Origin of the sequence: Desulforhopalus sp. IMCC35007, assembly GCF_005116575.1 — a bacterium.
Classification (GTDB): domain Bacteria; phylum Desulfobacterota; class Desulfobulbia; order Desulfobulbales; family Desulfocapsaceae; genus Desulforhopalus_A.
The window spans coordinates 51,096-61,724 of record NZ_SWCN01000017.1 but is presented as its reverse complement, the minus strand read 5'-3'; the positions used below and the strand labels follow the sequence as shown (position 1 = coordinate 61,724).

The 10,629-nt window shown below is 40.1% G+C and carries 10 protein-coding genes; 6 read left to right on the top strand and 4 right to left on the bottom strand.

The window, feature by feature from the left end; all coding sequences use genetic code 11:
- Positions 1-450: 450 nt before the first annotated feature.
- The 6 genes from FCL48_RS17070 (at position 451) to FCL48_RS17045 (ending at position 5,475) form a co-directional block, all read left to right on the top strand.
- Complete coding sequence (locus FCL48_RS17070; RefSeq protein ID WP_136873842.1) at positions 451-1,989, top strand: carboxylesterase; 1,539 nt, start codon at positions 451-453, stop codon at positions 1,987-1,989.
- A gap of 218 nt (positions 1,990-2,207) precedes the next feature.
- The gene (locus FCL48_RS17065; RefSeq protein ID WP_136873840.1) at positions 2,208-2,867 is read left to right on the top strand and encodes a DUF2971 domain-containing protein; all 660 of its coding nucleotides are present in this window, start codon (positions 2,208-2,210) and stop codon (positions 2,865-2,867) included.
- Between the two features lie 108 nt (positions 2,868-2,975).
- Complete coding sequence (locus tag FCL48_RS17060; RefSeq protein ID WP_136873838.1) at positions 2,976-3,887, top strand: HNH endonuclease; 912 nt, start codon at positions 2,976-2,978, stop codon at positions 3,885-3,887.
- 55 nt (positions 3,888-3,942) lie between these two features.
- Positions 3,943-4,407 (top strand): hypothetical protein, encoded by a 465-nt coding sequence (locus tag FCL48_RS17055; protein WP_136873836.1) that lies wholly within the window; start codon positions 3,943-3,945, stop codon positions 4,405-4,407.
- A 149-nt stretch (positions 4,408-4,556) separates the two neighbouring features.
- Positions 4,557-4,964, top strand: coding sequence for a hypothetical protein (locus tag FCL48_RS17050; RefSeq protein ID WP_136873834.1), 408 nt, complete (start codon positions 4,557-4,559; stop codon positions 4,962-4,964).
- 85 nt (positions 4,965-5,049) lie between these two features.
- Complete coding sequence (locus tag FCL48_RS17045; RefSeq protein WP_136873832.1) at positions 5,050-5,475, top strand: hypothetical protein; 426 nt, start codon at positions 5,050-5,052, stop codon at positions 5,473-5,475.
- Positions 5,476-5,796: 321 nt separating this feature from the next.
- Here FCL48_RS17045 and FCL48_RS17040 read toward each other — a convergent pair whose 3' ends face one another.
- From FCL48_RS17040 to FCL48_RS17020, 4 genes are all read right to left on the bottom strand, one after another.
- Positions 5,797-6,417 carry a hypothetical protein gene (locus tag FCL48_RS17040; protein WP_136873830.1) on the bottom strand — a complete coding sequence of 207 codons (621 nt, stop codon included), beginning with the start codon at positions 6,415-6,417 and terminating at the stop codon, positions 5,797-5,799.
- A 314-nt stretch (positions 6,418-6,731) separates the two neighbouring features.
- Positions 6,732-9,155 (bottom strand): toprim domain-containing protein, encoded by a 2,424-nt coding sequence (locus FCL48_RS17035; RefSeq protein ID WP_136873828.1) that lies wholly within the window; start codon positions 9,153-9,155, stop codon positions 6,732-6,734.
- Positions 9,152-9,415 (bottom strand): hypothetical protein, encoded by a 264-nt coding sequence (locus FCL48_RS17030; RefSeq protein WP_136873826.1) that lies wholly within the window; start codon positions 9,413-9,415, stop codon positions 9,152-9,154. The genes FCL48_RS17035 and FCL48_RS17030 overlap by 4 nt, the downstream gene beginning before the upstream one ends.
- 479 nt (positions 9,416-9,894) lie before the next feature.
- Positions 9,895-10,593, bottom strand: coding sequence for a hypothetical protein (locus FCL48_RS17020; RefSeq protein WP_136873822.1), 699 nt, complete (start codon positions 10,591-10,593; stop codon positions 9,895-9,897).
- Positions 10,594-10,629 lie beyond the last annotated feature (36 nt).

Here is a 10,629-nt window from a genome sequence, read left to right as displayed (position 1 = left end):
TCAATTGGGATTTAGAAAAAATCTATTCTGCAAAGGTAGTTGGATGTTCTTGCACTGAGTAAAAATGTGATACCGGCAAGGTCTGCCGTACTTCAAAAGTAGGCGAGGGGGGGTAGGTGTAAGGTCATTTCTTTTCTGAAGATGCGCACGTTCAATGCTTGAAGGTCGTTTATAGATATACGCTTCTGGCGTAGTAACTTGGTAGATATTAGAGAGATGTCCGACTCCTTATAAAAAAAATCCTTATCCGGCATAAAACGGCAAGAAAGGATAAATCAAGAAAGTGCTTAGAAATGTGCAGTTGTTTGAGGTGGTTTTTTGGAATTATCTTTTAACGTTAGACCTTATTCACTAGTTAGGATATAGTGGAATATGTGGACTTTTAAGGAAACCGTGGTCTGTCCCTGCTTACTTGTCTTAAGCTAAATTGTAATAGTAGGTAATTTGAAAATGGACGATATCAAAATAGTGAGTCAAGATTTCAGTTACAGTGCAATACAGCCAACATTTTACACAAAACAAAGTAATAAAAAACTTTTGGCCTTTTTTCTACACGGTTTCGCCACTTCTCCAACTGATTTAAATATGCTTGCTGAAGCATTTGCTGAAGCAGGCTTTGAAATACATTGTCCAACTCTACTGGGACACCCAATGAATAACAGTTCCGGTGTTATAACGGTAGATGAAATAAAAACACCAATTTTAGCTGCTCTAAACGAAATAGATAGAAATGAATTCGATATTTTCTTAATTGGTTTTTCTCTAGGGGCATCATTAGCAATAGATATAGCTGGAGAAGTCCCCGTTTCTGGAGTCCTCGCAATTAGCCCTTTTTTCCAGCCCCCAAATCCTCAAATGTCTCGTTTTTTCCTTAAGGCGGTCTCTGGTCTACCACGGTTCCGTTTGAAGCGAAAATTTCAAACTTCAACTCCTGAAGCTCGGAAATTTCTTTCTCATGAGATTGGAACATTACCAATTTTGCCAGCATTGGAGATCTTGAGAGGATCACCATTGTTGGGTAAAAAGCTCAAGCAAACAAAATGTCCCGTTCTAGTGGTACATTCTTTCGGAGATAAGGTGGCTTCATTTTCTGCAACTGCCAAACGTATTCAAAATTCAGCGAGACCTGGAACAAGACTTATACCGATGCACGGGCTGAACCATTTCATCCAGTTTGATGTCTGTCCTTATATTTTGAGAGATCTTGCTTTAGCCCACATTAAAGGACAACATAGTGATGAGGTGATAGATCCTGTAGTGTTCGCTGCCATCCACAATACTGTTAACGAAGAAAGTAGACATTGGTCCGGAATTTTATTTAAAATTATAATTGGATTTTTTTCATTATTTGGTGCCCTGCTGGCTTTTACTTTGCCCGAAGTACTCACAGCCTTCTGGAGTCAAAACCTACTATCTCCTGAGGACTTGAGCAGTTTCTCACAAAAAGCAATTGAGCAAAAGAAAGCCTATGCTGGTGCACCATATTATCTGACGGCATATGTTTTCGTGATTAGTCTGTATATAATAATTTTGTCACTCTATTACATGTTGATGAATAGGATTGACACCTTTATTCGTTTACATATAGATCCGTTCTATAGCGTAATGTCTTGGACGCAGTACAGAACTCGTAGTGCTTCAAGTGGAAAAATCGCGGGCCTAATGATACCTATGCTCTCTGTACCTTTAGTACTGGTGCCATTGCTTGCAGCAATCTCATTAATAATAGGAATTTCATGGATTTATCCAGATCGAATTCTTGATTTTAGTGCTCGAAATTTATTCCTAAATGGATTTTATTTCTCTGCCCTGCTCTTGACATTCTGCTCTATAGGCTCCCTCTATGCCTTAGGTGTGCACGCCAAAACGATGGTTTATGGAACTCCAGCCCCAATTACGACAACCCCTAGTGTAGAAAAACTTATAAGCCAGCTATATGCATCAGTTTGTAAAGGAAAATATGCCATCCATAAGAAGTCTGGTGATTAGTTTTTATCTGTGAATCATGGATTTTTCTTACTTCAGACCACTATCCGACAGGTGGGAATAACTATATGTAAGGGACTATGCTGGAGTGCACAAGTCATTCCTTTACGAGACAAAAAGAGGGCGAAGTTATTTTAAATAATTCATATAACTCCTATAGTTATTGACTTTTTGAGATACTGAGAAACCAGATAATAACTTGTTAAATCCCAAAGGATAGCATGATTGTATATCAACTGACCTCACATGAAAATGCCATTAGCAATATAGAAAATAGAAGAATAAAGATTTCTACTATTGAAGAGCTAAACGATCCTTTTGAATTGCTAGGCGCGCAATTAGGAGACAAAAAGCTTAGAGCTAGCTTCCTGAGTATGCGTAAAAAGATTGCAAAGAAACACGGCATTCTCTGCTTTACAATCGATTGGCATAACCCCGTCTTATGGGGGCATTACGGCGATAAACACTATGGTCTTTGCCTGGGTTTTGAGGTTCCCGAAGAGGAAATCAAAGAGGTTGAGTATGTTTCAGCAAGGAAACTTGTTAAATTTTATCCATTCAAAGGAAAAACCAGTCTGGATAAAGACTCAATGCTTCAACTCTTATGTCAAAAATATAAGGATTGGAGTTATGAGGCTGAATACCGAGGTTGGGCAAGCCTTGATGATAAAGATCCCAAAACTAACTTATATTTTCTAGCTTTTTCTGCAAAGATCAAACTTAAAGAAGTAGTAATAGGTCCAAGAAACAGCACTAAACCTAAAGATATCAAAAATATAATTGGTAACAGAATACCTGGAGTGAAAATTACAAAATCACGCCTTGCTTTCCAAAGCTATCGAGTTGTATCAAACAAGGCATTTAAAATATTAACTACATAAAATATTCAATTTAACCAGCGGATCAACACCGCTCAACTACGTTCCGCTCGAACTCGCTGATGTTCGCCGGTTACCTGAAAGTTGTGTGCATAGAAACCACTGAAACCTATGGGTAGTAATAAAAATAACATTAAAAAATTCCTTTTCAAATGTGGGACTGAAGCACTCTCTTCTGCCACAGGAAAAACGATTGAAGACTTTTATTGCCCCATTTGTGGAAAGGGATTTTCGGACAACGACTTAGAAAACAAGAATCTCACGCTAGAACACATACCACCAGAGGCACAAGGAGGTAAAGGTATTGCTCTTACTTGTGTTGTGTGCAACACAACGGCTGGTCGCACAGTTGATATTGCAGCAACAACACGAAACCATTTACAAGGGCTAAGTTCGCTGTTCTCTCAAGAAGGTCGTTTTAATACTAGAGTTAGAGTTGATTTTGGCCAAGAGAATCTAGGAGCAGTAAACTATGAGCTTTCAGTAAAAGATGGGGCTGTCAGGTTCTACCCAGTCAAAAATGCAAACCGACCTGATTATGCTTCCAATATGAAAGAATTAATCGAACAAACAAATAGTACGCCAAAGGAAGACCGAAGTGCTTGGAATATATCAACGAGAAAACGCTATAATCCTTGGCATGCAAAAGTCGGAGATCTGAGGTCTGCCTTCTTGGTTTGTTTCGCAAAGTTTGGTTATAATTTCGCCTTTGATCCTGCGCTGGAGACAGTCAGAAATCAAATCCAAAATTATGACGCAAGAATCATAGATTATTTTTTTCTTTCATTAGATCCGAAAATTGAGCCAAATTTCACAATGGGAATCGTCACATCGCCTTTTACTGCTATATTTTGCCAATTGCAAAATTTTGGCATATTTCTTCCCTGGGTTGGTAGCCCGAAAGATTATTATAATTATTTAGAAAAATATAACAAAACAAATGGAAAATTGAATTTTACTTTTACACCAATTCCATGGCCTGAGAGGTTCGAGGCACAACTTGACTTTATGAATTGCACATGAGCGGTCTATACGCGCTCCACCAAGATATTAATTTAAAGATACCGAAAGGAAAAATATGGATCTTGCAGCAATTGGCTCACTTCTAGGCAGCTTGAAAACAGCAACAGAAATCGCTAAATTAATCCGCGAAAGTGATGCGACTTTAGAGAAAGCAGAGACGAAGCTGAAGCTTGCAGAACTCGTCTCAGCGATTGCCGATGCCAAATTGGATGCCGCAGAAGTCCAACAGTTAATTCTCGACCGTGACGAAACAATAAGGCAACTAACTGCTGCGGCAAAATTGAAAACAGAGATCAAATGGAGGCAACCTTGCTACTATTTATCTAACTCTGAAGGCCTAGAGGAACCTTATTGCCAGAATTGCTATGACTCTGAACAGAAATTATCACGCCTTCACTCTGACGGCAAAGGCTTCTTTCAATGTCGTGTTTGCAGGCAGGGCTACAAAACTGCTGAGCGATTAAAAAGAGAATCAGACGATTTCAATGCAAACATGAAACGAGGTAGGCGCTTGTTCTAACATCTTTGATATACCTAGTTGTTGCCCATAGATAAAAACAAAAGACAAAACGCCAAACAGACAAGCCGTGAAAAGGCCATTATACAAAAAAAACAACAAGTCAATCCACTGGATGCCGAGAACGTCTGCGGCCCTAAAGGATAAGCTCATTGGCGCCACCAGTGATTTTAAACGTTATCGAGATCAAGAAATATTCCATGGTTACAATCGGAAAATATCTAAAATATGAAAGGAATGAGGTAGTTGAAGTTGATAATAGTGCGATTAGACTGAAAAGTGCACCCAATAAAACAAAACAGATACTTATTTCAGAAATCAAAACACTTGAGCTAACAGGTATTAAAAGCAATTCTGGTTTTTCTGGGACTATGGAATGGGGCATGAGGAATCCCACCTTTATTCTACCAATAACTATTTGGAATAATATTATTAGATTGTTCAAAAGAAGAAATGATTTCATATTCTACTTAGTAACTCTCTTCGATGGTGAAAAAAGTATCATTTACTGTAGTAACGGTAGATTAAATCAGAAATTAAAACAAATAATAGAGAAATAAAAATATTCCGATAACAAAATGTTTGCCAGAGGAAACCGCAAACAGCGGGCTTTCCCTGAACTTACCGTTAGATTAAAGGATGAAAATGGAAACGGTTTTGTCAGAATTATCAAATCCAATATGGTGGGTTACAGTTGTAATAGCTGGGATAATAATCAATCTCATTGCTGCCTACTTCAAACCAGTTATTGATAAACTATTCTCCCTTTTTTCGTCGAAAATTCGAAAAAGAAACCAAATTAAAGAAACAGAAAAGTTGCTATACATTGAAAGGCTGGCCAAGGAACAGAGCTTTTTTATAACAGAACAACTTTCTGAATTAAGACTAAGGATTCAATCCGTATATTCGCTTGTAGTTGGGGTTTTTGTAATTGTCGCTATGAACATGTTTTATATACCTAGAATATTTCACATTTTCCTCATGGGCATGGCAGCTTTGTTTTTCTTTACTTCGTTCTTTGCTTTTTATCGCGCCGTCAAGAAAGCATCACTATTAATTAATGGAAAATAGAATCGAACCACCGTCTGCACTCGGCCCCCCTCAACTGCGCGGGTCCGGTGAGGCGGAACGTTCAGGTAGTAAAGATATCTCCTGATATGGACAGCGGTCGGAGTTCAGATAGCTATCTATCTCGTGCCTTGCTTGTTAAAAGGAAATTCCAGAGAATAAGTAGAACTTTAAACCTTACTTGTTTCAAACTCTGAATCCTTGCTGTAATATTGGCGTTTCTAGTAACGAGGCCACTATCTCATAAGCAGCGCTTACTTATTGCCACCCAACTGCATATTGTACCTACGAAACAGTAAGCATACACCGGGAAGTATAATACCCTCAACGGAAGCACAGAACAGCACTTTGTTTGAACGATTGGGGTATCACGCATTGTGTCCTATGTCGGTTCGTTGTTTTGCACTGACAATACTTGTGTGCATCTTTATCAGAGGATGTGAATTTTCGTCGCGTAAATCTTGAGGAAACCTTGAGGTTATCCCCACACTCATAAGTTGTTTTATCAAAGTACCGTGAATCACCGGCAACGGTTCTACCCTCGACATAGAATGGACACTTCCCTAAGCACTGTAAAGCAGACACTCTTTTTCCGGACCACTTCAGCCAAGCCTCAGAAAGAGTTAAGTGAATCGTCTTACCCTTTTCCTGCATTGTCACACGCTGATTGCAATACCAGGCATGGAAAGCCGATCTTTTCATAATGTGTATTTCTGCTAAATCAGCGCAACCTCCTGCCCTCTCCCTGATTATTCCAAACCCTGCACCGGTGTAAACGATGCTATACTCCTGATTAATGCTGTGGAGTTTTCTTAAGACTTCATCAGTGAAAAGATGATCATTGCTTGCAACACCAACAACCTCGGCGCCGGTTAGCACTTCTCTCTGGATAAGGAACTGATTCCCTTTTCTCGTATGTATAAAAAGTTCTTTTTGGTAATTCATAAAACCCTCTTGTATATTACCTAACAACATTGATTCGAAGTTGTGTTTTGTTCTCGTTTTTCCATAGAGGCCACGCGAAGAGTTAAAAGAGCCATAAAGCCTGCTATAGCCTTAAGCCTTTATCTTTATTTCTATATATAAAAAACAAAAAACAAAGCACAGTTAGCACTTAGACCCTTTACTGCAAGGGATTTGGAGGTGTGTTTCGTTTTTCACAGACAACGCACAAAAGGGGCAAACGAAGCACAACGCAAAAAACAAAGTGTGCTTCATTCTCATGGCCTGTGTTCTGCAAAACAACTCCATTGCATCCATTAAAAAGGGACTTCTTCATCATCGGTTATCCATTTCCAGGGGATATCAACATTCATAGCGTCCTTAACATCCACGCTGGTAGCACTTGCCCAGTCTGACTTATTCCTGATAACCCGTATCTGTGTCGGGTGAAATTTACCTTGGCCTAATCTCTGCACCCTTATTCTTTGCCCCCCACCCCACAACGATGTCATTGATTTGAGAATTGCATTGTACTGCTTATCACTGTTAAACCTCGACGCATGCGAAGGCGTGGTTTCCTCATTACCTTCAAGATGGCATAACGCTCGAGATACTGCGATCTGAAGCTCACCACTGGTAATGAGGTCACAAGGGTATTGTTCCAGGACGATATCAAAGGCGGTCTGCATTAGGCTTCGTCCGTCTGCTTGCATATCCCTCTTGGCATTAGTCATTTTTGCCTGACCTGGGATAAAGTCTTTACTGATTTCTCGGTTAATCAGATATTGATATACAGCGACAATATTTTGTTCATCTCGCGTCCAGTCCCAAATCTCCTTATATTCATCACTTGTTAACTTTGTTTGTTCTTTTGAATCGGCAATAAACATTCGCCGATCTCCAAAAGGAATTTTCACACAGTCGCTATGATTAGAGAAACCAATAATATTTGAATACACCGGGAAAGTTCCATTTCTTCCCCCCTTTAAATTCAACGGTAATGTTGAGTTAGTAATGATATCCTTGAGAGCGTCGAGGATTTTATAAGAAAGTCCTGACTCACCCTCTGGATCAATTTCTTCAATGCAGGATAATTTTTTATTGAAGATCCAATCACTCCATTGAGTCCCACTCTTTCCAAGACCAGTAACGTCAAGTATCTTTCCATTGGAAAAATTTTGATGTCCTATTACAAGGCTCATAATTAACATCACCAAGGATTTACCGAGGCCCGGATCGGATATACACACAGGCATTATCCCGGACCTTTCAGCGGGGCGTTGAATAGAGAAAGAAAACCAGTCCTCGATATATCCTTTGTGCTCATGAAACACGGTGTCCATGATCTTATGCCAGGGCCCCAACCTTTCTTTCAGCTCATGGACTGACATTGCCGGTGATCGCTGGTAAGGCATCCGGAAGGTGTTATAATAAATACGACCATCACCGCCCTCAAAGAGCATTGGTGATCCTGGACTATACAACAGTGAAGATGCTACTTTTTTATCCCGTGAATTAAGCCAATATTTAGCAACAGGCATGATTTGGCGCTTCCCTTCTTCGTCCATAAATATATGGTGAGTTCCTGCGTGTGTAAGAACGAAAGACCTCTCTACCATCGTGGAATCTTTGATATCATGACCATATGTGTCGATTATCTTATTTTCCGAAGTAAGCAAGATGTAACGGTTAAAAATCTCCCGAACAACAAGATCGTTCTCTGATTCTTCCTGATCTTCTGTTTTCTCTGGTGGTGTCCAGGTAAGGTCCTCAAACTTTACAGCCTTAGACAGTCTTTGCCGTATTGATTCCCCGGTGGGATCCTCTTTCAACAAGTCGTTGAAATCGAGCTTGTTCGGTGCATCTGAAAAACAGGTGTCGTCAGGTGATATGATGAAAGCCTTTCTACCTTCACGGCTGGCTGTGAATTTTTGAGCAAGAATATAAGCGGCTCTTTGGCCAGGCATCGAGGCTGCGGCTTTTTCCCTGATAGGATCGGAATCAACCAGAATGTAAATTTCCTCTGTTTCATCCGGTAATATGATATTCTTCATCCCGGAAGTTGAGAGAGTGGCAACCCCGTTTTTCCCTGTTGCTTGTATCCCTGATAATATTGTTTCAATCCCTTCGCTAATCAATACGGTGTAAAGATCACCTTTGCGGTTTGGCCACACCCCCCTCCCATCACAATTACCAAGCATTTTGGCCCCTGTCTTAGTGTAGTCGTCGGTATCTATAAACAATCTTTGGCAGGCATAAACTTTTTTATCATCAGGCCTTGAGGCTGCGGCCACGATCATGTTCACCTGTTCGCCTGAGTTCTTATCGTTGTATGAGTTCCATCGGAGGCAAACAGGCAATGGGTCAATTGTAATCGCTCTACCAGCTAGATACTTCTTGATATGCTCCTTGCTTTCAGGTTTCTTGTTGTCAGCCATTTTCCAAGGAAAAGATTCTTCATCTTTCTTTGGTGGTGGCGTCCAGTCCTTTTTCTCTTGTTTGTTGTTATCTCCAGGTTTCCACTCAGGAAGCAAACCATCGGCGCGAAACTGGTCTTTAATTTTTTTAAAGTCACATCCTGCGTGACAATATACATCAACATCGCCACCATCTTTATCTTTAACAGCAAGAGCAGGGGTGTTAATGTTTCCATGTAAAGTACAAAAAGTTAGCCATCCCGCTCCGTTCTTAACTTCTTTCCCCTGGCCGTAAAAAACAGCTATTTCGTGCGCCCGGCTCATTTCTCCAACTCCTTTGCAACCTGCCGAGAAGGTCTGTTACCAAACAGTGATAGTTGTGGGCTTTTTGTAAGAATGTATCTGCCAACTCTTCTATGTGAGTTTTCCTCTGTTTTAAATAGTAAGGTTTTAACCTGTCGGGCTATGCTTGATTGAACTTGATGTCCGTTAGGCGATGGGTTAATATTTAAATGTGGTTGTGGAGCGGTTCTCTTAAGGTCCGAAGCTGAAGAGAGTGCCGCTTTTTCTTTTGATTTTTCCATAGATTAATCCCCTAGCAATTCAAAGACTGGAGCTTCTGACCAAAGTAACCTTCCATTTGGAAGCTTGGTTGGAACTAAACCAAGGTAGTGGCCATTCACGCAGAGGCCTCTTCTGATAGTTGTGGGCTGGCAACCGAGATATGCAGCCAAATCGCTTGTTGTAATCTTTCTGGATGGGCGGGGGGTGTTTTTAATTGTAGGCATATAACTATCTCCGTATTTTTTGAGCCTTAAGGCCAAGTAATTCATCACAAATAGCTGTTTTGAATTGTTATACGGATAGAATATCTAGTGTGAGTCCACATCTAGCGTTAATGGGGATTAGGTTTTTTTACTTGTTGAAACTAAAATCGGTAGATTTCTAACGTGCTGTAATGTTGTGTCTTTTTGATTTGTTGGAGTTGGGTAGGCTCTGGTTGTCGACTGAAAAAACCCCTTTTAGACTCTAAAAGGGGTTTTTAAAAGCGGGATTTGTGAATTTATTCTTTGGCTAAAGCCCTGACCTTGGTAGCTCTTTTTTTGAAATTTTTGTATTGCACGGGGAGCCGGTTCCTTCCATCTTCTGATATCCAGTAAATGGTTTGTTCATCCTCTTCTTTATCTTGGATGGAGATACCTGTTTCTGCGTCCTTGTCATCGACTCCATGTAGAGGTATGGCATCCCAAAAAGCTCTATTCGGTAATTCATTACCTTTTTGCAGATGCTCTTTGCATATCCTGAGCATCATCTTGGTAAAGCCATCAACAGCTCCATCTCTGCGGCCCTTGCTGAACTTCTTCCCGAGTTTAGCATCAGGCAATACTTCAGCTTCGAGGTTTTTAACTTTCTCGGTCAATTGTGCAATAGAACTATCATTTGGTTGTTGGTTTATTACATGGCTACAGTCATGAGATTTACTGCGTAGGCGTTTAGGGATGTTGTTGTCATGTGTAGTAGGCGAGGTTTCCTTCCTTCTAATCCAAGCCATTATTTGGTCACGTTCCTCTTCTAGTGCTCCTAGGATGTTTCTTTCTTTAGGGGATTTATTTGAGTCTTTTGTTAATTCTTTTATTTTTGTTATTACTTCATTTTGTCGCGCTTTTTCATCAAACATTTGGTCAAATTCGCTGGTGTCCTCAACTTCATCATTATTATCCTGAGCGAAAAACTTTTTCAGTTCTTCTTCATTTCTACCCATTCTCTTCACCCTTTGAAGTTACCCTATGGACATCAC

What these genes read in the sequence shown, in the direction of transcription:
- FCL48_RS17065 (WP_136873840.1), top strand. Translation starts at nt 2,208, where the DNA reads ATGATTGTATATCAACTGACCTCACATGAAAATGCCATTAGCAATATA.
- FCL48_RS17035 (WP_136873828.1), bottom strand. Translation starts at nt 9,155, where the DNA reads ATGAGCCGGGCGCACGAAATAGCTGTTTTTTACGGCCAGGGGAAAGAA.
- FCL48_RS17070 (WP_136873842.1), top strand. Translation starts at nt 451, where the DNA reads ATGGACGATATCAAAATAGTGAGTCAAGATTTCAGTTACAGTGCAATA.
- FCL48_RS17020 (WP_136873822.1), bottom strand. Translation starts at nt 10,593, where the DNA reads ATGGGTAGAAATGAAGAAGAACTGAAAAAGTTTTTCGCTCAGGATAAT.
- FCL48_RS17045 (WP_136873832.1), top strand. Translation starts at nt 5,050, where the DNA reads ATGGAAACGGTTTTGTCAGAATTATCAAATCCAATATGGTGGGTTACA.
- FCL48_RS17030 (WP_136873826.1), bottom strand. Translation starts at nt 9,415, where the DNA reads ATGGAAAAATCAAAAGAAAAAGCGGCACTCTCTTCAGCTTCGGACCTT.
- FCL48_RS17060 (WP_136873838.1), top strand. Translation starts at nt 2,976, where the DNA reads ATGGGTAGTAATAAAAATAACATTAAAAAATTCCTTTTCAAATGTGGG.
- FCL48_RS17040 (WP_136873830.1), bottom strand. Translation starts at nt 6,417, where the DNA reads ATGAATTACCAAAAAGAACTTTTTATACATACGAGAAAAGGGAATCAG.
- FCL48_RS17055 (WP_136873836.1), top strand. Translation starts at nt 3,943, where the DNA reads ATGGATCTTGCAGCAATTGGCTCACTTCTAGGCAGCTTGAAAACAGCA.